Origin of the sequence: Haloarcula limicola (assembly GCF_010119205.1) — an archaeon.
In the GTDB taxonomy this organism is placed as follows: domain Archaea; phylum Halobacteriota; class Halobacteria; order Halobacteriales; family Haloarculaceae; genus Haloarcula; species Haloarcula limicola.
Genome location: NZ_WRXM01000001.1, coordinates 545,033 through 567,732 on the forward strand (window position 1 = coordinate 545,033; position 22,700 = coordinate 567,732).

25 protein-coding genes are annotated in these 22,700 nt (G+C 66.7%); 9 read left to right on the forward strand and 16 right to left on the reverse strand.

Translation table 11 applies throughout. The features are described 5' to 3' along the window. Nucleotides 1-41: 41 nt before the first annotated feature. Together GO488_RS02795 and aglG are read right to left on the reverse strand one after the other, a co-directional pair. Complete coding sequence (locus GO488_RS02795) at nucleotides 42-1,223, reverse strand: glycosyltransferase family 4 protein (protein ID WP_162316278.1); 1,182 nt, start codon at nucleotides 1,221-1,223, stop codon at nucleotides 42-44. Between the two features lie 4 nt (nucleotides 1,224-1,227). Continuing rightward, nucleotides 1,228-2,175: a glucosyl-dolichyl phosphate glucuronosyltransferase gene (gene aglG / locus GO488_RS02800; protein ID WP_162316279.1), complete on the reverse strand. Its 948-nt coding sequence runs from the start codon at nucleotides 2,173-2,175 to the stop codon at nucleotides 1,228-1,230. A 95-nt stretch (nucleotides 2,176-2,270) separates the two neighbouring features. On the opposite strand from aglG, the gene GO488_RS02805 reads away from it, so the two are divergent. Beyond that, on the forward strand, nucleotides 2,271-5,351 hold the full coding sequence (locus tag GO488_RS02805; RefSeq protein ID WP_162316280.1) for an oligosaccharyl transferase, archaeosortase A system-associated: 3,081 nt from the start codon (nucleotides 2,271-2,273) through the stop codon (nucleotides 5,349-5,351). A gap of 58 nt (nucleotides 5,352-5,409) precedes the next feature. On the opposite strand, the gene cutA is transcribed toward GO488_RS02805, so the two are convergent. Then, nucleotides 5,410-5,727 carry a divalent-cation tolerance protein CutA gene (cutA, locus tag GO488_RS02810; protein WP_162316281.1) on the reverse strand — a complete coding sequence of 106 codons (318 nt, stop codon included), beginning with the start codon at nucleotides 5,725-5,727 and terminating at the stop codon, nucleotides 5,410-5,412. A 56-nt stretch (nucleotides 5,728-5,783) separates the two neighbouring features. Beyond that, on the reverse strand, nucleotides 5,784-5,960 hold the full coding sequence (locus tag GO488_RS19555; RefSeq protein WP_164509606.1) for an HEWD family protein: 177 nt from the start codon (nucleotides 5,958-5,960) through the stop codon (nucleotides 5,784-5,786). Between the two features lie 84 nt (nucleotides 5,961-6,044). Here GO488_RS19555 and GO488_RS02815 point away from each other — a divergent pair, with 84 nt between their 5' ends. Next, entirely contained in the window at nucleotides 6,045-6,596 is a 552-nt protein-coding gene (locus GO488_RS02815; RefSeq protein WP_162316282.1) for a class I SAM-dependent methyltransferase, read from the forward strand. Here the strand turns inward: GO488_RS02815 and GO488_RS02820 are convergent. Genes GO488_RS02820 through GO488_RS02830 form a run of 3 tightly spaced genes read right to left on the reverse strand, consistent with a single transcriptional unit; the run spans nucleotide 6,593 to nucleotide 7,846 of the window. Further along, nucleotides 6,593-7,048 (reverse strand): DUF7992 family protein, encoded by a 456-nt coding sequence (locus tag GO488_RS02820; protein ID WP_162316283.1) that lies wholly within the window; start codon nucleotides 7,046-7,048, stop codon nucleotides 6,593-6,595. The two genes, GO488_RS02815 and GO488_RS02820, sit on opposite strands and share 4 nt — an antisense overlap. 31 nt (nucleotides 7,049-7,079) lie before the next feature. Next, nucleotides 7,080-7,517 carry an acyl-CoA thioesterase gene (locus GO488_RS02825; RefSeq protein ID WP_162316284.1) on the reverse strand — a complete coding sequence of 146 codons (438 nt, stop codon included), beginning with the start codon at nucleotides 7,515-7,517 and terminating at the stop codon, nucleotides 7,080-7,082. Between the two features lie 53 nt (nucleotides 7,518-7,570). Further along, on the reverse strand, nucleotides 7,571-7,846 hold the full coding sequence (locus GO488_RS02830; RefSeq protein WP_162316285.1) for a PadR family transcriptional regulator: 276 nt from the start codon (nucleotides 7,844-7,846) through the stop codon (nucleotides 7,571-7,573). A 249-nt stretch (nucleotides 7,847-8,095) separates the two neighbouring features. On the opposite strand from GO488_RS02830, the gene GO488_RS02835 reads away from it, so the two are divergent. Genes GO488_RS02835 through purM form a run of 3 tightly spaced genes read left to right on the forward strand, consistent with a single transcriptional unit; the run spans nucleotide 8,096 to nucleotide 11,322 of the window. After that, complete coding sequence (locus GO488_RS02835) at nucleotides 8,096-9,631, forward strand: TraB/GumN family protein (RefSeq protein ID WP_162316286.1); 1,536 nt, start codon at nucleotides 8,096-8,098, stop codon at nucleotides 9,629-9,631. Beyond that, complete coding sequence (locus tag GO488_RS02840; RefSeq protein ID WP_422111215.1) at nucleotides 9,583-10,263, forward strand: zinc metalloprotease; 681 nt, start codon at nucleotides 9,583-9,585, stop codon at nucleotides 10,261-10,263. The genes GO488_RS02835 and GO488_RS02840 overlap by 49 nt, the downstream gene beginning before the upstream one ends. A gap of 48 nt (nucleotides 10,264-10,311) precedes the next feature. Further along, nucleotides 10,312-11,322, forward strand: coding sequence for a phosphoribosylformylglycinamidine cyclo-ligase (gene purM, locus GO488_RS02845; RefSeq protein WP_162316288.1), 1,011 nt, complete (start codon nucleotides 10,312-10,314; stop codon nucleotides 11,320-11,322). Between the two features lie 231 nt (nucleotides 11,323-11,553). Here purM and GO488_RS19560 read toward each other — a convergent pair whose 3' ends face one another. From GO488_RS19560 to GO488_RS02860, 3 genes are all read right to left on the reverse strand, one after another. Further along, nucleotides 11,554-11,715, reverse strand: a complete 162-nt coding sequence (locus GO488_RS19560; protein ID WP_164509607.1) for a hypothetical protein — start codon at nucleotides 11,713-11,715, stop codon at nucleotides 11,554-11,556. A gap of 139 nt (nucleotides 11,716-11,854) precedes the next feature. After that, nucleotides 11,855-12,397 carry a CBS domain-containing protein gene (locus GO488_RS02855; protein ID WP_162316289.1) on the reverse strand — a complete coding sequence of 181 codons (543 nt, stop codon included), beginning with the start codon at nucleotides 12,395-12,397 and terminating at the stop codon, nucleotides 11,855-11,857. A 63-nt stretch (nucleotides 12,398-12,460) separates the two neighbouring features. Then, entirely contained in the window at nucleotides 12,461-12,829 is a 369-nt protein-coding gene (locus GO488_RS02860; RefSeq protein ID WP_162316290.1) for a DUF555 domain-containing protein, read from the reverse strand. A gap of 275 nt (nucleotides 12,830-13,104) precedes the next feature. On the opposite strand from GO488_RS02860, the gene GO488_RS19565 reads away from it, so the two are divergent. Together GO488_RS19565 and psmB are read left to right on the forward strand one after the other, a co-directional pair. Continuing rightward, complete coding sequence (locus GO488_RS19565) at nucleotides 13,105-13,275, forward strand: hypothetical protein (protein ID WP_164509608.1); 171 nt, start codon at nucleotides 13,105-13,107, stop codon at nucleotides 13,273-13,275. Between the two features lie 74 nt (nucleotides 13,276-13,349). After that, nucleotides 13,350-14,066, forward strand: coding sequence for an archaeal proteasome endopeptidase complex subunit beta (gene psmB / locus GO488_RS02865; protein ID WP_162316291.1), 717 nt, complete (start codon nucleotides 13,350-13,352; stop codon nucleotides 14,064-14,066). Nucleotides 14,067-14,272: 206 nt separating this feature from the next. On the opposite strand, the gene GO488_RS02870 is transcribed toward psmB, so the two are convergent. The 5 genes from GO488_RS02870 to GO488_RS02890 form a co-directional block, all read right to left on the reverse strand. Continuing rightward, on the reverse strand, nucleotides 14,273-15,097 hold the full coding sequence (locus GO488_RS02870) for a nucleoside phosphorylase (protein WP_162316292.1): 825 nt from the start codon (nucleotides 15,095-15,097) through the stop codon (nucleotides 14,273-14,275). Further along, a complete protein-coding gene (gene cdd / locus GO488_RS02875) occupies nucleotides 15,094-15,480 on the reverse strand; it encodes a cytidine deaminase (protein ID WP_162316293.1) in 387 nt (128 codons plus the stop codon). Before cdd ends, GO488_RS02870 begins: the two co-directional genes overlap by 4 nt. 62 nt (nucleotides 15,481-15,542) lie before the next feature. Then, nucleotides 15,543-16,904, reverse strand: a complete 1,362-nt coding sequence (locus tag GO488_RS02880) for a phosphohexomutase domain-containing protein (protein WP_162316294.1) — start codon at nucleotides 16,902-16,904, stop codon at nucleotides 15,543-15,545. Nucleotides 16,905-17,300: 396 nt separating this feature from the next. Further along, complete coding sequence (locus tag GO488_RS02885) at nucleotides 17,301-18,464, reverse strand: NAD(P)/FAD-dependent oxidoreductase (RefSeq protein ID WP_162316295.1); 1,164 nt, start codon at nucleotides 18,462-18,464, stop codon at nucleotides 17,301-17,303. Nucleotides 18,465-18,589: 125 nt separating this feature from the next. After that, nucleotides 18,590-19,123: an HTH domain-containing protein gene (locus tag GO488_RS02890; protein ID WP_162316296.1), complete on the reverse strand. Its 534-nt coding sequence runs from the start codon at nucleotides 19,121-19,123 to the stop codon at nucleotides 18,590-18,592. 124 nt (nucleotides 19,124-19,247) lie between these two features. Between GO488_RS02890 and GO488_RS02895 the strand changes: the two genes are divergently transcribed. Next, nucleotides 19,248-20,168, forward strand: a complete 921-nt coding sequence (locus GO488_RS02895) for an NAD-dependent epimerase/dehydratase family protein (protein ID WP_162316297.1) — start codon at nucleotides 19,248-19,250, stop codon at nucleotides 20,166-20,168. 26 nt (nucleotides 20,169-20,194) lie between these two features. Here GO488_RS02895 and GO488_RS02900 read toward each other — a convergent pair whose 3' ends face one another. Continuing rightward, nucleotides 20,195-21,709, reverse strand: coding sequence for a sensor histidine kinase (locus GO488_RS02900; protein ID WP_162316298.1), 1,515 nt, complete (start codon nucleotides 21,707-21,709; stop codon nucleotides 20,195-20,197). A gap of 75 nt (nucleotides 21,710-21,784) precedes the next feature. Here GO488_RS02900 and rocF point away from each other — a divergent pair, with 75 nt between their 5' ends. Next, entirely contained in the window at nucleotides 21,785-22,699 is a 915-nt protein-coding gene (gene rocF / locus GO488_RS02905) for an arginase (RefSeq protein WP_162316299.1), read from the forward strand. Nucleotide 22,700 lies beyond the last annotated feature (1 nt).

A 22,700-nucleotide genomic window follows, 5' to 3' on the forward strand; every position in this document is an offset into this window, starting at 1 on the left:
ACCGCCAAGAAGTGCGATTCGCCGAGGTGAAAATGTTTCGTCTACGGACGACGCCACCCCTCGGCTTCGGACGAGCGGGGGGGCGCATACTGACGCAGAATCGCCCGATAGCGCTCGACGGCCGCCTCGAAACTGTACTCGCGCTCTATCAGCGCACGCCCGTTCTCACTTATTCGCTCGCGGTCGTCGCGGTCGAGGATCGATTCGATGCCCTCTCTGAGCGCCGAGGGCTCTCTGGAGTCGATGAGAAAACCCGTCTCGCCCTCCCGCACCACGTCTGGAACGCCGGAGACCGGCGAGGCGTACACCGGGGTGCCACAGGCCAGCGCCTCCAGTATCGTCGTCGGCAATCCCTCCGTCGGTTGGGAGGGCAAGACGAGCAGGGAGAGGTCGTTCAACTGGGCGGGCACGTCGTCGTGGTCGACCCAGCCCGCGAGTTCGACGCGCCCGGCGTCGATCTCGGCGGCGAGTTCGGCCTCCAGCCACTCGCGTAAGTCGCCGTCGCCGATGAAGCGGAAGGTCACGTCGTCGGGAAGGGTCCGAGCGACCGTCGCCAGTTCGCGGATACCCTTCTCCTCGTCAAGGCGGCCGAGGAAGCCGACGACGCGCTCTCGCTCCGCGTAGGGTTTCTCGACGGCGAACTCGTCGGTCCGAACGTACCGCGCGCCGGTCGGGAAGACGTCCGGTGCTTCGGGGTGGAGGTCGAGTTGCCGAGCCATGCTCGGCGTGTAGGTGACGACGCCGTCGGCCGCGGCGAACCCCGCCCGTTCGAGGGCGCGCACCGCGCCGGCGAGTCCGCGAGCGAGCGGCGCTGGTAGCCGCTGTTCCCAGTTGAGACGCAACGTGAGCGGAACGTCCCCGCGCGGTTCGACGAGGACGGTCTTGCCGAGTGCGCGGGCTACGAGAATCGGGAGCAGATACGACGTCGCGCCGTAGAAAAGGACGACCTCCTCGTCGCGGTCGGCCAGCACGCGACACATCCGTAACTGGTTGAGGAGGAAGCGGGTCGCGGCAACGAGAACGGTATCACCCGACCCCTTCCGGGTGAGTTCGATCAGTTCGCGGTTCTCGCGAATCTCCGAGTCTCCGGGGAGGTCGGCGGTCACGAGGGCGACACTCGTGATAGCCGAGAGCACGTCCAGCAGGCTTCGTGTCGCGTTCTCACCGGCGGCGGCGAGTGGATGGGTGACGACGCAGACGTCGGGGAGGTCGGGTTCCGTCATCGAGTCAACCCCACACGTACGCTCCGTAGAGGTAGCCAGCGCCGACCGCGCCGGTCAGCACGAAGAGGAATATCAGTTGCAGGACGGCGGCCACCGACGGCGAGCGGACGAGGCCACGGAGACGGTTCGGCACGAATTCGAACAGCAAGTCGCCCAAGAACGCCGACTCGTCGCCCGTCGATTCGGGGACGAACACTTCCATCCCGCGTTTCGAATACCCCTGCCAGAACGCCCGGTCGACGAGCCAGCCGGGGTCGGTGCGGTAGTCGAAGACCTTGTGCGCGACGAGGGCATCGGGAACGTAGTAGACACCGGTACCGTACTCGCGCTGGAGTCGAGCGCACAGCTCCGTCTCGCCGCCCTGCAGGTTCTTCGCGCCCTGTCGGCCGCCGATGTCGTCCTCGAACCCGCCCAGTTCGAGGAAGGCGTCGCGTCGAAAGGAGATGTTCGAGCCGAAGGTGTTGCGAACCTCGCCCGCTTTTTCGGGGTCGCCGTCCGGGCCGAACCCGCGGTGCGTGACGCCGACGAGCCAGTAGAACTCGTCGGGGAGAAAGGCGGGCTTGCCGGCGACCCACGCCGGGACCATCCGTCCGCCGACGGCCGGGACGTCGCCGTCGGCGTCGTCGCGTTCGTAGCCGCCGACGAGTTTCTCGACCCAGTCTTCGGCGGCGACGGCGTCGTCGTCGAGAAAGGCCACCACCTCTCCTGTCGCCAACTCGGCTCCGTTGTTCCGGCTCTCCAGTAAGCCGACGTTCTCGTCGTTACAGTGGACGAGGACGCTCTCTCGGCCGCCGAAGTCGGTTTCGAAGCGATCGGCGACGGCCTCGCTCCCGTCGGAGACGAGGACGAGTTCGACGTCGTCGTAGGTCTGGGAGAGGACACTCTCGGCCGCCGCCCGACAGTCGTCGTATCGCTCCATCGTATGCGTACACAGGACGACCGAGACGCGCATGCACGCAGGTGCACGACGGCCGCTGTTAGGCGTTTCCATCCCGCGACCGGTCGGAGGTCAAAAGGCTTATGCGCGCGTTGGAAGTGTTTCCGGCAATGAGTCAATCGCGGGGCTATCTCGACGAGAACCCCGAGCTCGAGTCCGCCCTGGACTGGGTACAGGAGTGGTATCACATCCCAGCCCTCGTGGTGCTGATCGGGTTCATGCTGTGGAATCGGGTTCGCAACTACTCGCAGTTCATCGTCGACGGCGAAGTGCTGTTCAGCGCACAGGACCCCTGGTATCACTACCGGACGACGATGTTCGTGGTCAGGAACTGGCCGGCGACGATGCCGTTCGACCCGTGGACCTACTTCCCCCACGGCACCCGTTCGGGCCAGTTCGGAACGCTATTGGACCAGACCGTCGCCACGGTCGCGCTCGTCGTCGGCCTGGGATCGCCGAGCGAGCAGACCGTCGGCATCGTCGCCATCCTCGCTCCGGCGGTCATCGGCACGCTCGCGGCCATCCCGGTGTACTTCATCGGTCGTCGCCTCGGCGGCCGCCTCGGCGGCGTCACCGCCGTCGTCGTCCTCGCGTTCTCGGCGGGCGTGTTCCTCCAGCGGAGCCTCGTCGGGACGTACGACCACCAGGTCGCAGAGGGATTCCTCCAGACGCTCGCGGTGCTGGGCGTGATGGTCGCGCTCGGCGTCGCAGAGCGCGAGAAACCCATCTACGAGCAGTTCCTCGAACGCGACGTCGACGCCCTGAGAGACACCGTCGGCTACTCGCTGCTGGCCGGGTTCGGCATCACGCTGTACCTCTGGACGTGGCCCCCGGGCGTCCTCCTCCTGGGCATCCTCGGAGCCTTCTTCCTCCTGTGGCTCACGATGGAGTTCGTCCGCGGGAAGAGCCCGGAACACGTCGCCATCGCCGGCGCGATAATGATGGGGGCGGTGACGGTGTTCGAACTGGCCGTCATCAAATCGCTCAGAATCACCGCGACGGACCACTCGCTGTTGCAGCCGCTGATGGCCGCCGCGATCGGCGTCGGCTGCCTGTTCATGGCGTGGCTGGCCCGCTACATGGAGGCAGAGGACTACGACCGCAACCTCTACCCGGTGACGGTCGGCGGCATCCTCGTCGTCATCACGGTCCTGATGGCGGTGCTGACGCCGGACCTCCTGAGCTACATCGTCGACCAGGTCCTCCGCGTCGTCGGGTTCACGTCGAGTCCGTCGGCGACCCAGACCTCCGTCGGCGAGGCGACGCCGCTTCGCAACCCCCTTCGCCTCTATCAGTACCACGGGCTCGCGCTGTTCGTCGCCATCGCCGGGGCGATCTACATCACCGCGAAGCAGTTCCTCGACCGCGACGCGCCCGCAGAGCAGTTCCTGATGGTCGTCTGGGGCGCGTTCATCCTCGCAGCTAACTTCACGCAGATCCGCTTCGGCGTCTATCTGGTTTTCCCCGTCGCCGCTCTGACTGGATTCGCCATCGCGCGAATCGTCAGTTGGGTCGACCTCTCGGCCGACGACGGCGTCGAGGTGTACGAGGTGTTGACCGTCATCGTCCTCGTGTTCACCGTCATCGGACCGCTGCTGTTCGTCGCCCCGACGGCCACCGCGGTCGGCGCGACGGCCGCGCCGGGACAGGAAGCGCAGGGCTGGGACGACGGCCTCGACTGGATGGCGAACCACACGCCGGAGGAAGGTGCCTACGGCACCGGCGGCGACCGGTCGCTCGAGTACTACGGCACCTACCAGATCCGAGACGACTACGACTACGAGAACGGCGAGTACGGCGTCATGTCGTGGTGGGACTACGGGCACATGATCACCGTCGAGGGCGAACGCATCCCGCACGCCAACCCCTTCCAGCAGGGTTCGACGACCGCGGCGAACTTCCTGCTCGCGCCCAACGAGTCACAGGCCAACGCCGTCCTCGAGAACATCAACGAGGACGACGCGAAGGTGCAGTACGTCGCGGCCGACTGGAAGATGGCCAGCGTCAACAGCCAGTACGGCGGGAAGTTCTTCGCGCCGCCGCGCTTCTACAACGTCTCGGACGTCGCGGCGAACGACTACTACCGGTCGATCACGAGCAGGAACACCGGTCAGCAGTTCAACTACCGGACGCAGTCGTACTACGACACCACCGTCGTCCGGCTCTACCGGTACCACGGCAGCGCCGTCGAGCCGCAGCCGATCGTCCTCGACTGGGAAATCGCAACCCAGAACGGCCGGAGCGTCGCGGCGACGCCCGAAAACAGCCGAACCATCAAGACCTTCCGGTCGATGGAACAGGCGCGGGCGTACGTGGAGAACGACTCCACATCGCAGGTCGGCGGCTTCGGGGGGCTCCCCAGCGAGCGCGTCCCGGCGATGGAACACTACCGCTACGTCGGGTCGAGCGAGCGCAGCGCTTACGCGTCCGATAGCTTCAACTACGCCACGCTCATCGAGGCGCAGGGCGCCGGGTTCGCCCCGCGACCCGCCGGCAATCAGAGCTGTTTCGCCAACGAGACGTCGATGCCGGTCGGCGGCCAGAACTACTGCATGGCCGACGGCATCGCCAACGCGATGAACGAGAACAACCCGGCGTGGACCAAGATATTCGAGCGCGTCCCCGGCGCGACAGTCGAGGGGACCGGTCCCGCCGACTCGGTCGTCACGGCCTCGGTGCAGATGCGCAACCACGAGACCAACGAGACGTTCGTCTACCGCCAGCAGGCCCAGACGGACGCGAACGGGAACTTCGAGATGACGCTCCCCTACTCGACGACCGGCTACGACGAGTGGGGCACCGAGGAAGGCTACACGAACGTCAGCGTCCGCGCCGAGGGACCGTATCAGTTCAGCACGCCGGCGAGCTTCCAGAACAACAGCATCACTCGGTCGACGGGCACGGCCGACGTGAGCGAGGGGCAGGTGCTCGGCGAGACCCAGTCGCCGGTGACGGTCGAACTGGAGGAGACGAGCCGCGACATCAACGTCGGCAACGACTCGTCGGATAACGGGACGTCCGGCGAGTCGCTGAACCAGACGGCGAACGGCTCCGACAGCGGGGCGACGAACACCACGTCCGGTGGCGAGCAGTCCGGGACTGCGACGCCGGCACCCGGGACTGACGCCGGCACGGCGACGGCCGAACCCGCGACCGACGCGGGGACGCCGGCCGCGACCGAGACGGCGTAACTCGTCGGCGATCGGGTCACCGACGCGAGGCTCGATTTTTCCGTAAGGTTCGATTCCCTCACTCCGACCCGTTCGGCTCGACCGCGCTCGCTCGCCAGTCGCCGAATCGGTCGAGCAGGTCGGCCTCCTCGAAGCGTTCGATGCAGGGCACGTCGTAGGGGTGCAGCGATTCGACTCGCTCGGCGAGTTCGGGATAGCGCTCGTCGGTCGTCTTCGCCAGCAGAATCACCTCCGCTTCCTCGTGAACCTCGCCCTCCCAGCGGTAGACGGAGTTACACTCGAAGCGATTGACACAGGCCGCGAGGCGTTCCTCGACGAGAGCGTGTGCGATGTCGCTCGCGGCGTCCGGCGGCGCGGTGACGTAGGCGGTCGGCATGGCCGACCCGATACGCGGAAGCGAGAAGAACGTTCGGGCGGCTGGCGGTCGGTACTCTACGGGAGGGGATTGAACGCGCCGTTGATGTCCCACTCGTGGAGACAGTGGGGGTTCCCGGCCAGTTTCTCCCCGTCTTCGACGGCGATTCGCCACGTCGTCTCCGCCGCGTCCCACACGTCTCGCCGACCACAGCACTCACACGTCCGTTCCGTGGGCGATACGATCCTTGCCATGACTGACCCAAACGCGTGAGCGGTTATCAGCGTGCCGGTCTCTGAGGGTGAGCGTTTTGTCCGTCGGCCGGCAATCCCGACGGGATGGGATTTCACACGTTCGACCCCGACCGCGCCGACCAGCTGGAGGACCCGAGTCGCTACGAGTACGTCTCCGTCGACGAGCTGCTGGCGCTGTTCGACCCAGGTCCCGAGGACGTCGTCGCGGATCTCGGGAGCGGGACCGGGTTCTACACCGACGACGTGGCGGCCGCGGCGGGGACCGTCTACGCCCTCGACGTCCAGTCTGAGATGCACGAGATCTACCGCGAGAAGGGGATGCCCGAGAACGTCGTCCCGGTGACGGCGACGGTGGAGGCGATGCCCGTCGACGAGCCGCTGGACGCGGTGTTCTCGACGATGACGTTCCACGAGTTCGCCACGCCCGAGGCGATGGCGGCCGTCGCTGACGCCCTCAAGGCGGACGGCCGAGTCGGCTTCGCGGACTGGACGCGCAACGGCGCGGGAACCGACGGTCCGCCGGTCGAGGAGCGCTACGCCGCGGCCGACGCCGTCGAGCTGTGTGAGGAAGTCGGTATCGAGGTCCACCGAGCCGAGGACCGCCGCGAGACGTTCGTCCTCGAAGGCAGTCTCTAGAAGTCCGGCAGGTCGCCGGCGTCCACCTCGTCTGCCTCCCAGTCGAGGTACTCGTCGGCCAGAACGTCACAGACGACCTGGCCGAGCTCGGTGAGCGAGGCGTTGATGGACGAGACCGTCTCCCAGGACTGGATGTCCGGGTGGATGTCCCGCTCGAGCCAGTTCTCCGGTAAGCCCGGCGCGTGATAGCCGACGCGACCGGCGAAGGAGTCCCAGAAGAAATCGAACTCCGCGACGAGGTCGAGGTCGGTGACGACGTTCCAGTCCGCCTCGTCCAGATTCGTCTCGGCCGCCCACGACTCGAAGGCCTCAGCCCACGCGCCGTCGTCCAGCGCCTCGGCGAGTTCCTCGCGGCGGTACTCGTCGCCCTCGACGGTCACGTCCTCGTAATCATCGGCGCTCATCGCGCTCTCGAGCTCGGGCCGGTCCGGCGTCGCCACGTCGAGTGTCATGGGTCGTCTTCGCCGCCGACCGTGAAAAACCTCAGCGCTCGCCGTCGAGGGCCGCCGACCGTAGCTCCTCGCCCCGTTCGGAGTCGACGGTGAGCGACGGCACTTCCATCGGGTCGCCGTCCTCGTCGACGGCGACGTAGACGGAGTAGGACTCCGTGGTCGGTTCGCGCTCGCCGGTCCGCGGATTCTCGCGGGCGGCCTTCAGCCGGACCTTGACGCTGGTCGTCCCGGTGTCGTAGACGTACGCTTCGACGAGCGCCGTCTCGCCGACGTTGATCGGGCGCTTGAAGTTCACCTGGTCCATCCGGGCGGTGACACAGCTCTCGCCGGCGAAGCGCATCGCGGCCATGCCGCCGAGTTCGTCCATCCACTTCAGGACGTTCCCGCCGTGGGTCGTCCCGAGGTGGTTGGCGTGGTTCGGCTGGACCATCCAGCGGTTCTCCAGATACGTCTCCAGCAGTTCCGGCATACCGATTCCTGTCCGGCCCACCTAATTGAGTGTACCGGCGAGGGGTCCGTCACTCAGACCGTGACGTACTGCGCTTCCCAGTCTTGCCGGGCGTCGAGTTCCCGCTCGCCCCGGCGCGTCAGCGTATAGAAGTTGGTCCGCCGATCGAGTTCGCCCTTCTCGATGAGTCCCTTCTCGACGAGCGTATCGAGGTTGGGATACAGTCGCCCGTGGTTGACCTCGCTCTCGTAGTAGTCTTCGAGTTCGTCCTTGATGGCGAGTCCGTGCGGTTCTTCGAGCCCCGCGATGACGTACAGCAAGTCGCGCTGAAAGCCAGTCAGATCGTGCATGGTTCCCGCTCGTTCCGTCGGACTCCGCACATATCACTATTGCTAAACTGGAGGTGAGTAGATAACCCACAGGTAATCTTCCGCCGTCGTGTAGTTACCGTCCTTGGAACCCGCAAAATAACAGCGAAAGCGACCGTCCGTCAGAGGAACGTGTATGTCTACTGAATATTGTGCTCTCCGAGGGCCGGCGAAGGACGGCGTGTCGCCGACCCGACAACGGTAAAGGAAACGCCCGTGTACCCCGGACTGATGACCGAACACGCGGCGTCGGCGGGCGACGACCCCCCGCGGCCCTCGGGGGAGGGGTCCGTCACCGTCGTCGGGACCGCCCACGTTTCCGAACACAGCGTCAAGGAAGTCGAGACGAGCATCGAGGAGAGCCGGCCCGACATCGTCGCGGTCGAACTCGACGAGGGTCGGTACAAACAGATGCAGGGCGAGGCCCCCGACGACCTCGACGCCGGCGACCTGCTGCGTGGCAACACCGTCTTTCAGTTTCTGGCGTACTGGATGCTGTCGTACATCCAGACCCGACTCGGCGACCGATTCGACATCGAGCCGGGCGCGGACATGAAGGCCGCCATCGACAAGGCCGAGGAGCTCGGCCTGGGGGTCGCCCTCGTGGACCGCGACATCCAGACGACCGTCCAGCGGTTCTGGGCGCGCCTGTCCTTCCGCGAGAAGGTCGCCCTCGTCGGCAGCCTCGCGGCCGAGATGGGGCCGCCGCTGACCGTCGGTCTCACGATCGGCGCGACGGTCGGTGCAGGAGTCGCCATCGTCGCCGGCGCGTTCGGCGGTCCGTTCGTCGTTCCGTCGGGATTCCTCGCCGGGATACTGCCCGGCGGGATCGCCAGCACGATCGCCGGCTTGCTCGATACGCTGTTGCTCGTCGTCGGCGCGAGCCTCCTCGTCGGCTTACCCATCGCCGCCTTGCTCGCGCGGTTCCACAGCGAGACCGACGACGTGGAGGAGTTTGACATCGAACAACTGACCGAGACGGACGTTGTCAGCGCGATGATGGAGGAGTTCCGCCAGTTCTCCCCCGGCGGCGCCGAGGCGCTCATCGACGAGCGCGACGCCTTCATCGCGCACCGACTCGTCGGCCTCCGCGAGGCGGGCTACGACGTGCTGGCCGTCGTCGGTGCCGGCCACCGAGCGGGCATCGAACACTACCTCGAACACCCCGAGGAACTCCCGCCGCTGGAATCGCTCACCGGCACCGAGGACGGCCGACGAATCTCGCTGTATCAGGTCGTCGGCTACGGCGTCGGCCTCGTCTTCCTGGTCTTCTTCGGCCTGCTGATACTCGGCGGGGCGAGCCAGGCGGTCCTCCTCGAACTGTTCGTCGCGCTGGTCGTCGTCAACGCCGTCTTCGCGGGCGGACTGGCGAAAGTCGCCGGCTCGCACTGGTCCAGCGCCGTCGTCGCCGGCGCGTTCGGCTGGCTGACGAGCCTCTTCCCGCTGCTCGCGGCCGGCTGGTTCGCCGGCTACGTCGAACTGCGCTACATCTCGGTCAACGTCGGCGACATCGCGAAGCTCAACGAGATCCTCGGCGACGAGCAAGCCCCGATATCGGACCTCCTCGCCCGGATGCGCGCGGTCCCGCTGTTCCGGCTCATCCTCATCGTCGCGCTGACCAACATCGGTAGCGCCGTCGCCTCGTACGTCGTCTTCCCGGCGCTGCTGCCCTATCTCGCCGCGGACATCGGCGGGATGGCGGGTGTGACCGCCCTCCTCTGGGAGGGTATCAACCGCGGAACGCAGATACTCGTGGGGGCGCTGTAATGGGACTCAGCTTCAGTCGGCAGGAACTCCGGGACCTACTCGTCGCGTGGCTGGCGCTCGGGCTGGCGTTCACGCTCCTCTTGCAACCGCAGTTCCGGTCAGCGCTGCTCGGGCGGGTCGGCGACCTGACGCTCGCTTCCGTGATCTCGACGCTCGTCGTCAGCCTGCTGACCGTCGGCGTCGGCTTCCTGCTCCACGAACTGGCCCACAAGGTCGTCGCGGTACGCTTCGGGCAGGTCGCGGCGTTCCGCGCGGACTACCGCATGCTCGGGTTCGCCATCGTCGGCGCGCTGGTCGGCTTCCTCTTCGCCGCGCCCGGGGCCGTCGTCCACCGCGGCCGCATCAGCGCGAAGGAGAACGGCCTCATCGCGCTGGCCGGCCCGGTGACGAACCTCCTGTTGGCTCTCGTCTTCCTCGTGCCGTTTCTCTTGTTGGTCGGCACCGACGGGTTTCTCACCGACCTTGCCAGCCGCGGCCTCCAGATCAACCTCCTGCTCGCGGGGTTCAATATGCTCCCGTTCGGCCCGCTGGACGGCCGGAAGGTGCGAGCGTGGAGTAACGTCGTCTTCTTCGTCGTCGCCGTCCCGTCGATTCTGCTCGCGTTCGCCGCGCTGTTCTTAGTTCCGTTCTGAACGCGGGCGAACGATGCGCTTTTGCCCGCGCCGCGTGCCCCCTCTGGTATGACCGACGACGACGCCTCGGCCGAGGACACCGAGGACGCTGAGGGACTGACTTACGCCGAAACGGGCGTGGACATCGACGCGAGCGAGGCGGCGACGAAGGCGCTCATCGGCGCGGCCGGCGAGTTCGAGGGCGACTACGCCGGTCTCGTGGACATCGGCGACCAGTACCTCGCGCTGGCGACCGACGGCGTCGGGACGAAGTTGCTCGTCGCGGAGGCCGTCGACGACTACTCGACCATCGGCATCGACTGCATGGCGATGAACGCCAACGACCTGCTGGCCGCGGGCGTCGAACCCGTCGCGTTCGTGGACTACCTCGCCGTCGAGAACCCCGACGAGGAGACCAGCGAGGAGATCGGGGCGGGTCTGAAAGCGGGGGCCGAACAGGCCGGCGTCGCCCTCGTCGGCGGCGAGACGGCGGTGATGCCCGACGTCATCAGGGGACTGGACATCGCCGGGACCTGTGCCGGTCTGGCTCCGAAAGACGCCGTCTTCCCCGGCGAGGCCGAGGCCGGCGACGCCATCGTCGGGTGGCCCTCGTCGGGCGTCCACTCGAACGGGCTGACGCTGGCCCGGGAGGCCGTCACCCGAGAGCACGACTACACCGACCCCTTCCCGCACAACCCGGACGTGACCATCGCCGAGGAACTGCTGACGCCCACCCGCATCTACAGCGAAGTCCTGGCCCCGCTACGGGACGCCGAGACTCACGCCGCGGCCCACGTCACCGGCGGCGGGTGGACGAACCTCGCGCGCATGGGCGAGTTCCGCTACGAGATCACCGACGCCTTCGAGGCCCAGCCCATCTTCGAGTTCGTTCAGGCAGAGGGTGACGTAACCGACGAGGAGATGCATCGAACGTTCAACATGGGGACGGGGTTCGTCGCGGCGCTTCCTGAGGCGGACGCCGAAACCGTCGTGGAAGCGTCTGCCGATGCACGCGTCATCGGTCGCGTCGAAGACGGAAACGGCACGGTCGCGATTCGCGGGCTCGAACTCGACAGCTAACGGACCCGAGGAACGAGGGTCCGTCTTTTTCGCCCACGTTTTTGCCGCGAGCGGTTCGACAGCGGCGAACCCGAGCGGGAAAAAGGTGGATGCGGGACGGGATTCGTCGCGGCGCTTCCTGAGGCGGACGCCGAAACCGTCGTGGAAGCGTCTGCCGATGCACGCGTCATCGGTCGCGTCGAAGACGGAAACGGCACGGTCGCGGTTCGCGGGCTCGAACTCGAATAGAACTCAGGCGGAGAGGGGGTCGTCGGGCCGTTCGTCGGTGACGTCTTCGTTTTCCGCGATGCGCAGCTGCATCGCTTGGCGGAGGTGATACAACGTCGTCTCGTCTTCGGCCGCGGCGAGTGCCGCTTCGAGGTGGAAATCCAGCGAGGTGTCCGTCGGTGGCATGTCTCGACTGCTACTCCAGCGACGACCAGTATATAATGCCGGGACCGTTCTCGCGGTTAGGGCGCGTTTACGGCGGAGAAAAGGTCGTTTTCACCGATCCTCAAAATCGAGGCCGAGAGATGGGAGCGCGTACCGCGAGCTAGCTCACGGTGCGGGCGATGTCGGCCTCCGTGATGACGCCGATCGTCTCGCCGCCCTCGACGACCATCACGGCGGCGTTGTGGTTGAGATAGGCGTCCACCTCGTCGATGGTCGCGTCGGGTTCGACGGTCGCGATGGACTCGTGCATCACTTCGGCGACGGGGAGTTCGCCGACGTTCTCCTCGGGTCGCTGGCGGATATCGGAGTTGCCGATGAGTCCCTGCGGCGCGCCGTCGCGGATGACCGGGACCTGCGAGTATCCCTTCTCGTCCATGAGCTGTTTGCTCTCGTGGACGGAGTCGTCGGGCGCGACGCCGACGACCGGCGAGTTCATCACGTCACGCGCTCTGACGATGCCGCCCTCGGCCTCGTCGAGCGCGTTGACGATGCGTCGCAGCGTCGAGAGCCGGGGGTCCACGTCGCCGCCCTCGATCCGGGCGATGAGCGGTTGGGAGACGTCGGCGCGCTCGGCCAACTCGCTCTGGGTCAGGTCGAGTTCGTTTCGCCGCTCCCGCAAATCGTCGGGCGTGGGTAAGTCCATGACCCACGATAACTATGGGTAATACAAAAAGCCACCGGCTGGATACGGGTCGTCGGTCGCCGTTCAGCCCTGGGTTTCGCTCTCGTCGTCTTCCTCGGTCTCGAAGACCTCGATGACCTTCAGCGGGACGTCCCGGAGCGCGCCGCCGATCTCGCTCTTGGCGATCCGCTGGGCGTGTTCGGTCGATTCGGCGTTGAAGACGTCCATCTCAAGCACCAGTCCGACGAGGGCGGTATCCGCCGCGATGAACGCGGAGTCGAACGGTTCGCCGCAGGCGGGGCAACCGGTCGCGCCGACCTCCACCTCGACGTAGTCCATCTCGGCCTCGTTGAGGCGCTTGCCGGCCTCGCTCACCGCGACGCCGATGGCGTCGTCGATGTCGTCTACGTCACGGACCAACCAGGCTGCTTCCATCGCCACCAGGTAGTTCATACGAGGAGTCACACAGTCGCGCTACTCGTTAGTTTTGATTCGCGCCCGCTGCGCACGTCACTGTTACTATCGCCATAAGTTACGAGAACGCCGAGTCGTTCCAATGCTCCAGTTACGCCCGACAGGCCAGTTCGCTCTCATAGATTTGTCCTCTCTCCAAGTGTAGTTTAATCGCCGGACGGCGACGCCACTATCTGTCACGAACGTAATTGTACGTTTACGATACAGGCAGAAAATATATATGTCGGTCTCGCCCTGCCAGCTATCGAGGGACGATGGAATCCCGACTGTACCCCGCAACGCTGCTCGTGCTGTATCAACTCACGCTGCTCGCCGGCATCGTGTTACTACCCCTGGCGATGGTTACCGAACGCCTCGGCCTGCGACTCCCGATCGACCGGGCCGTGACCGGGCTCAACGACGCCTACGAAGAGGCACGAGCGTAGACGAAAGCGGCCGGAGGCGGTCAGCCTCACCACAAAAAGAGGTTTTATCAGCGCCCGAGTGATACGGAACGGTAATGAGAGACACGACTCCCGACTTCTCACGCCCCCAGACGGCCGACGAGTTCCAGACCGACCCCTACGAGCCGGAGGTGGGGTCGCTGCCCGAACAGAGCGGCCGCGACGACGAGAAGGTCAACAAGACCGGGACGACGACCATCGGCATCACGACGAGCGAGGGCGTCGTCATCGCCACGGACATGCGCGCGTCGCTGGGCGGCCGGTTCGTCTCGAACAAGAACGTCCAGAAGGTCGAGCAGATCCACCCGACGGCCGCGCTCACCCTGGTCGGCAGCGTCGGCGGTGCCCAGTCCTTCATCCGCTCGCTCCGCGCTGAGGTCAACCTCTACGAGGCCCGCCGCGGCGAGGAGATGAGCATGCAGGCGCTCTCGACGCTCGCGGGCAACTTCGCCCGCGGCGGCCCCTTCTTCGCCATCAACCCGATCCTGGGCGGCGTCGACGAGGAGGGCCACCACGTCTACAGCATCGACCCGGCCGGCGGCGTCATGAAAGACGACTACACCGTCACCGGCTCGGGGCTCACCGTCGCCTACGGGACGCTCGAAGACCGCTACGAGGACGGCATGAGCAACGAGGAGGCCCGCGAAGTCGCCGCCGCCTCGATCAAGGCCGCCGCCGAGCGCGACACCGGCTCCGGCAACGGCATCTTCCTCGCGGACGTCACGAGCGACGGCGTCGACATCCAGGGCTACGACTTCGACGAGCTTCTATAGTACCTTTTTGTGACTCGGATGTCCTCGCGGCGCTTCGCGCCGCTGTGGGCACCACTCGCCACAAAAATCTACGCTAAAAAGGCCGAACTCGCGGCGTCGCCGCGAGTTCGGTGTCTGCCGGAGCACAGCGACGGCAGGCTCGTCAGAACTCCGTTCTGACGGCGTCTTCGCGCGACGGAGCGCTCCCGGCCCGCAGCCACCGCCCGCTACCGCTCGATCGAGAGGCCGGCGTGCCAGCCGTCGGCGTCGGCTTCTTCGACTGCTTCGTCCATCCGTTCCAAGTACGTCACCGCGAGGCTGGCGCACTTGGCGGCCTTGCGCTCGCCCTCGGTGCGGAACTCGCCGGTCTCGCGGTTAGCGTAGACGGTACAGACCGCGCCCGCTCGCAGGCCGTAGATGCCGGCGAGCGTGAGGACGCTCGCGGCCTCCATCTCGAAGTTGTAGACGCCGGCCTCGCGGAGTTCGCCGATTTTCGCCTCGCTGTCGCGGGCCTCGAAGCCGTCGAAGCCGGGTCGGGACTGACCGGGGTAGAAACTGTCCGTCGAGCAGGTGACACCGAGGTGGTAGTCGTAGCCCAGTTCCTCGGCGGCGGCGACGAGCGCCGAGACGACGCGGTGGTCCGCGCTCGCGGGGTAGTCCTCGCGGACGTACTCCTTGCTGGTCCCCTCTTGTCTGACCGCGCCGGTCGTGATGATCAGGTCGCCGACGTCGGCCTCGGGCTGGATGGCTCCACAGGACCCGACGCGGAGGAGGGTGTCCGCGCCGACGCGGGCCAGTTCCTCGACGGCGATGGCGGCGGAGGGCGAGCCGATTCCCGTCGACGTGACCGAAATAGGCGTCCCCTCGTGAGTACCCGTGGCAGTGCGGTACTCGCGGTGCTCGCCGACGATCTCGTGGTCGTCCCACCCCTCGACGACTTTCTCGACGCGCTCGGGATCGCCCGGCAGGAGCACGCTGTCGGCCACGTCCTCGGGGCCGACTTCGAGGTGGTACTGCTCCCCGTCGTTCGGGTCCTCGCTGTCGCCGGTCATCTATCCAGATGCGACCGGGAGATAGTCGTCGGGAGCAGTTCGCCGAGCGTGTACTCCTCGGCCTCGTCGCCGTCGGTGTAGATGCGAAAGGACGCGTCACAGAACTCGGAGAGGGTCTGTCGGCACATCCCGCAGGGCGTGACGCCGTCGCGCTCGGCCGACGTGACGGCGAGGCGCTCGAACTCGCGGTGGCCGTCCGCGACGGCGCTGCCGATGGCGACCTCCTCGGCGTGGAGGCTGTTGCTGTAGTTGGCGTTCTCGATGTTGCAGCCGGTGTACACCGAGCCGTCGGCCGTCTCGATGGCCGCGCCGACGCGGTACTCCGAGTAGGGTGCGTAGGAGGACTCCATCGCGTCGCGGGCGGCTTCCATCAGGTCGTCCATACCGGCGGGTCGACCGGCCGGGGCAAATAGCCACCGGCGACTCCGAAGTCACCGCGGTTTCGTCATTCCCCTTCGGCGAACTCGACGGCCGCCTCGACGACGGACCGGACCTCGGCGACGAGCTCGTCCACGTCGTCGCTCTCGGCGTAGACCCGCACGTACGGCTCGGTGCCGCTCGGGCGGACGAGCGTCCACGAGTCGTCCGGAAAGGAGAGGCGGACGCCGTACGCCGTCGAGACGCTCGCCTCGGGGAACGCCTCGGGCAGCGCCTCCTCGATGCGGACCATCGCCTCGGCCTTCCGCTCGTCGGGGCAGTCGACGCTGACCTTGCGGTAGGGGCGCTCCGTGACCGTTTCTCGACGATCTGCCAGCGACTCGGCGGCGAACAGTCGCGCGAGGACCGCAGCGCTGACGACGCCGTCGATCCAGTCGCCGAAGGCCGTGTGGAGGTGTTTCCACGGTTCGGCGGCGAAGACGATCTCGGTGTCCGCGTCGCCGGCCGCTCGCTCGCGGGCGACGCCCTCGTGGAGCGCGCCCAGACGGACGCGTTCGACACGCCCGCCCGCCGCCTCGACCCGTTCGTCGATGCGGCCCGAGGCGTTCGGCGTCGTGACGACCACGGGGTCGGCGGCGGCCGACGCCCGAACGTAGTGTTCGGCGAGTATCGCCAGGATCGTGTCCTCGTGGACCACCTCCCCGTCGCCGTCCACGATGACGATCCGGTCGGCGTCACCGTCGTGACCGATGCCGAAGTCGACCGCCGTCGCGGCGACGAACGACCGGAACTTCGAGAGGGTCTCGGCCGTCGGCTTGCTTCCCCTGGCCGGGAAGTAGCCGTCGACGTTGGCCTCGGTCGCGCGGACGTCGGCACCCAGCGCTCTGAGGACCTGTGGCGTGGCGACGCCGGCCATCCCGTTACCGCAGTCGACGGCAACCGTCAAATCGTCGGGCTCAGCGCCGTATTCCCGCGCGTACTCGGCGACCGACTCGCGGTACGTCGGGAGCACGTCGGTCCGTCTCGGCTGGCCCCACTCGCCCCACGCCGTCGGTCCGTCGCCGTCGGTCACTCGGTCCTCGATCCGACTCTCGGCGTCGCCGTCGTACTCCTGCCCGTCCTCGAACAGTTTGATGCCGTTGTCCGCCGGCGGGTTGTGACTCGCCGTCACCATGACGCCCCGGCGACCCCGCGAGGCGTAGGCCAGCGCGGGCGTCGGGACCCGACCGACAGAGACGACGTCGGCTCCGGCGCTCTCCAGTCCGGCGGTCAGCGCCGCGGCCAGCGCCGGCGAGCTTACCCGCCCGTCGTGACCGAGCACGAACTCCCCGGCGTCGCGGCCCGCCGCCCGCCCCACTCGAAGCGCGAGTTCGGGAGTCACTCGCTCGACGACGTCCCCGCGGATCCCGGCAGTCCCGAACAGGTTCATACCCGTCACTCGGGCTGGTTCCTGTATAGTTCTCCCGCTCTCGGAAGGAATAGAGCGGTGGCGCGCACCCGCGAGGGCGCTCGCGGCGACCCCGCGAGCGGTTCCCCGGTACGCGCGAGGGACGAGTAGCGCAGCGACGCGAGCAACGCAGTCGGTTGGGGAGGCGTGTGGCCGTCGGTAGATGCTGTGCGGAGACGCATACCGCGCCGAGCGACGCGAGGCGCGGTTTCGCCGTCAGAACGGAGTTCTGACGAGCCTGCCGTCGCTGTGCTCCGGCAGACACCGAACTCGCGGCGACGCCGCGAGTTCGGCCTTTTTAGCGTAGATTTTTGCGGACCGGGTTCCCGCAGGTCGCCGCAGGCGACCGAGGAAACCCGGTTTCGGAAAAAGGTACTTCTACATGTCCGGCCACGCCTTCGCGGCGCGGCCGAGGCCGGCGACGTCGTTGATCCAGTTGGCGGCGATCCCCTTCTTGAGGATCTCCGCGGGGAGGCCGCCGAACGTGTCGATGGGGACGCCCTTCACGTCGTGGGCGACGGCCTCGTCGCCGACGGAGATGACGGTTCCCTTGTCCTTGTGGGTCCAGGTCTTCAGCGGCTGGCTGCGGACCGAACGAGCCAGGTTCTCTCCGGCGACTTCCGCGGCCTGCCAAGCGGCCTGTGCCGTCGGCGGCGCGGGCTGTTCGCCGGGCTGCTCGATGAGCGCGCAGTCGCCGATGGCGAAGACGCGCTCGTCCTCGGTCTGGAAGTCGCCCTCGGAGTGGATGCGGTGGTTGCGCTCGTCCTTTTCGAGGTCGACGTCGCGGACGCAGTCGCGACCGGTGATGCCGCCGGTCCAGATGAGCACGTCGTAGTCGAGTTCCGCCTCGTCGCCGATGTAGACGGTCTCCTCGTCGACTTCGCCGATGAAGTCGCCGCACATGATGTTGACGTCGCGGGCCTCCAGCCGCTTGCGGAGCGCGCCCTGCAGTTCGGGGTCATTGCCCGGGAAGACGTCGTCCAGCCCCTCGACGAGGTGAATGTCGATGGGCGCGCGGTGCTCGTCGCGGAACTTGGCGATCTCGCCGGAGGCCTGGATGCCGGAGAGGCCGGCACCGCCGACGACGATCTGCGCGGGGTCGCTCTGGGAGGCCTCGCGCGCGGCCTGCTGGACGGCGTCGTGGATACCCAGCGCGTCGTCGAGGCTCTTGAGCGTGTGGGCGTGTTCTTCGAGGCCGTCGATGCCGAAGAAGGCGGTCTGGGAGCCGATACCGACGAGCAGGTAATCGTAATCGACCGTCGAGTCGTCGTCTAAGACGACCTCGCGGTCGTCGGTGTCGATGTCGGCGACGGTGGCCTGGACGAACTTGGTCGTCGGCTCTTTGATCTCGTGGACCGGGATGGCGATCTTGTCCTGGATCGTCGGGTCCCGAATGCAGCGGTGGGATTCGTGGAGCACGAGGTGGTAGTCCGTATCGGAGATCCACGTCACGTCGGCTTCGCCGTTCAGTTCGTCTTCGAGGCTCTTGACAGCGCCTGCACCGGCGTAGCCGGCACCGAGCACGACGACCTTGTCAGTCATACTCCCGTCTCGGAGGTGCGGTGATACAAAGGCTACGGAATCGCCATCAGCGACCGGCTAAACCGTGGTAACGTGAGACAGGAATGAGAGCCGCACGCACGCCGAACGGGGAGAAAAGAGACCGACTAGTGCTCGGGTTCGCCGGCGGGGGCCCGCATGTCGTCGATGGTGAGGATGAGTTTGTTGTTGGTGTCGTCTTTGCCCTCCAGGGTCCCGATGATCTGGAGCTTCGAGAGGGGCGTCGGGCCGACGGTGACGGAGTCGCCCTCGTGGAACGCGGAGATAGAGCCCTGCAGTTGGATCTCGGCGCGGCACTCCTCGGGGTGGTGGACGCTCGTCAGATCGATCTCCTCGACGTTCGAGTGTTCGACGAGGTCCCCGTTGTGACGCAGCGGGACCTCGGCGGCCTGGTCCATGTCCTGAATCTGCAGCGCGTCGTAGGCCGTCGCGGTCGGCTTGTAGCCGCCCTTGGGACCGGGGACGCCCTCGACCAGTTGGAGCGCTTTCAGGCTCTGCATCTGGTTTCGGATCGTGCCCGGGTTCCTGTCGACCTTCTCCGCGATGTCCTCGCCCTTTACTGCCGTCTCGCTCTCGCGGTATAGATTTACCAACTCCTGCAGAATATTTTTCTGACTGGGAGTCAGTTCGATCGATGACATAGTCGATGGTTCGGTATAGCCGTCCTTAAAGGCGACGGTGGTGGCCGTCCGCCGCGGATTTTGCCGGATACCCGCGAGAGCCGAAAGCGATACGGACTTACGAACCGACAGACCTCCTACAGATATGCAGGACAAGCGGATTTTGGTGACGGGCGGCGGCGGTTTTATCGGCTCGAATCTGGCGAACGCTCTCGCAGCCGAAAACGACGTCGTCGCGCTGGACGACGGCTATCTCGGGACGATCGACAACGTAGACGACGCCGTCGAGTACGTCGAGGGGAGCGTCCTCGACGACGACCTGCCGACGGACGTAGACGTCGTCTTCCACCTCGCCGCGCTCTCCTCGTACGCGATGCACGAAGACGACCCGACGACCGGGGCTCGCGTCAACGTCGAGGGGTTCGTCAACGTCGTCGAGCAGGCCCGCGACGACGGCTGTGACACCGTCGTCTACGCCTCGACGTCCTCGATCTACGGCGACCGCACCGAGCCCTCGCCGGAGGACATGGACGTCCACGTGAACACGGGTTACGAGGCGTCGAAGCTCGCTCGGGAGCGATACGCCGAGTACTTCCACAACCACTACGACGTATCGCTGGCCGGAATGCGCTTCTTCTCCGTGTATCAGGGGATGGAGGACGGGGCCGAGGAGCACAAGGGCGAGTACGCGAATCTCATCGCCCAGTTCGCCGACGACATCGCCAACGGCGAGAACCCCGTGATCTGGGGCGACGGCACGCAGACCCGCGACTTCACGCACGTCGACGACATCGTCCGCGGGCTCGAACTCGCGGCAGACCACGAACTGAACGGCATCTACAACCTCGGCACCGGCGAGCAGTACAGTTTCAACCATCTCGTCGACGTACTCAACGAGACGCTCGGGGCCGACGTGGACCCGGTGTACGAGGACAACCCCATCCCGGAGGACGTGTACGTCCACGACACCTGCGCGGACTACTCAAAGATACACGAGGCGACGGGCTGGGAGCCGACGATCTCGTTCGAGGAAGGCGTCGAACGCGTCTGCGAACAGTACGACTGAGACGGAAAGCGGGAAGGAACGAGCAGTTACTCGCCCTCGGTCGGTCGCTCGACGCCGCGGAACTCCACTCTCGCACCGCCGTCGCTCCCGGCCGTCGCCGCGACGGTCCAGTCGTGCGCCTCGGCGATCTCCCTGACGATAGAGAGCCCGAACCCGGTCCCGTGGTGGGTCGTCGTGTAGCCGGCTTCGAACAGCGCTTCGTCGTCGATGTCCGGGAACCCCGGGCCGTCGTCTTCGACGAAAAATCCCTCGTGCCGGTCGAGGCGACCGATACGGACGGTGACCGTCGGGCCGCCGTGTTCGATCGCGTTCCGGAAGAGGTTCGCCGTCAGCTGTCGGAGCCGGCTCTCGTCGCCCATGATCGTTCCGAGCGGCGTGACGCGTTCGACGGTCGCGTCCGGAGCGTCGACCGCCGCCCACGTCACGTCCACCACGTCGTCGGCGTCGACCGGCGAGGGGGCGACGACCTCCTGTCCCTGGCGTGCGAGCGCGAGGACGTCCTCGATGAGCTCAGCGATCCGTTCGAGTGCCGACTCGGCGGCGTCGAGGTGCGTCTCCTCGCCGGTGTCGCGAGCGAGGTCGAGGCGCGACTGTGCGACCTGTAGCGGATTCCGAATGTCGTGGCTCAGCATGTCGGCGAAGCGGTTGAGGCGCTCGTTCTGGCGTCTCACCTGCTCCTGTCGCTCCTTTCGTTCGGAGATGTCGCGGGTGACGCCGATGAGTCCGACCACTTCGCCGTCCGGACCGTGCCACGGGACCTTCGACGTGAGGTTCCACTGGTCGAGCATCGGCAGGTACTCGACCTTATCGAGGACCGGCTCTCCCTCCTCGATGACGTACTTGTCTTCGACGTAGGCCCGCCGGGCGTGCCGGTTGGCGACGATGCCGATCTCGGGGTCGGTGTTGCCGAGGAAGTCGTCGACCGACTCCTCGAAGTAGCCCGAACTCACGTACTGGTGGCGGGCCTGGTCGTCCTTGACGTAGAGGTGAACCGGAATCGACCCGAAGATAGAGTCGAAGAGACGACTCTTGTGGAGCAACTCGGTGAGTTCCGCGCTGTCGAGTCCCTGTTCGAGCATCCTATCGACGGTCGCTTCGTCGACGTTCGGTGCGGCCGTCGGGTCGATCTCGTCGGTCTCGTGGTCGGTGTCGATGCGAGACTCCACGGCGACTTCGACCGCCGTCGCTGCGAGCGTCTCGAAGGCGTCCGGCCCGTCGTGGACGACGAACTCGTCGATATCGGTCCCGACCGCTCGGGCGGCGGCCTCGTCGCCGGCGCGGGAGAAGAGGACGACCGGGAGACAGGGGTGGGCGGCACCGATTCGTTCGGCCGCGTCGATCCCGTCGAATCGGTCGGGGTCGTGACCGATCACCAGACAGTCGATATCGGGCCAAGCGAGACGTTCGAGCGCGGCCTCGGCGGAGTCGGCCGTGTATACCGTCGCGTCGGACCGCCGTTCTAGCTCGCGCGCCCCCTGTTCGGTGCGGACCGCATTGGCATCGAGATAGAGGAGATGCGAGGCGACGTCGTCTGACCCCATCGATGAGCGACAATACGGGCGATACCACTTAACTGATGTCCCTACTTTTATTCGGTCGCTGGCGTAGCACGGTGTATGGACAGAACCGTTCGCGTCCTCGGCGTTCCCATGGACCTCGGGGCCGACCGGCGCGGCGTCGATATGGGACCCTCGGCGATTCGCTACGGGGGGCTGGCCGAACAGCTAGACGGACTCGGCGTCGACTGCACCGACGGCGGCGACCTCGCGGTGCCGAGGCCGGAAGCCCGAGACCCCGACGCGGACCACCCACGCGGCGGGCGGGCGAAGTTCCACCGAGAGACGAGAGAAGTCTGCGAAGACGTTCGAACGGCCGTGAGCGGCACGATCGACGACGGCGAGTTCCCGCTGGTTCTGGGCGGCGACCACTCCATCGCCATCGGTACCGTCGCGGGTGCGGCCGAACCCGACGAGTCGCTCGGCGTCGTCTGGTTCGACGCCCACGGCGATTTCAACACCCCACAGACGACGCCGAGCGGGAACATCCACGGGATGTCGCTCGCGGCCATCCTCGGCAAGGAGTCGTTCGCCGACGAATCCTGGGCCCACACGCCCGCGGTCAGCGAGGAGAACGTCGTACTGGTCGGACTCCGCAATCTGGACGAGGGCGAGCGGCGGCTCATCCGCGAGAGCGACGTGACGGCGTACTCCATGTCCGACGTCGACGCTCGGAGCGTCCCGGAGGTCGTCGAAGAGGCCCTCGGTATCGCGGCGGACGGCACCGACGCCATCCACGTCTCGCTCGATATGGACTGGCTCGACCCGACCGAGGCCCCCGGCGTCGGGACGCCGGTCCGGGGCGGCGTCTCCTACCGCGAGGCCCACGTCGCCATGGAGTACGTCGCGGAGCGACACGACAAACTCCGCTCGATGGAACTGGTCGAGGTCAACCCAATCCTCGACGACCACAATCAGACCGCGGAACTCGCCTGCGAACTGGCCGCGAGCGCGTTCGGCAAGCGGATCCTCTGAG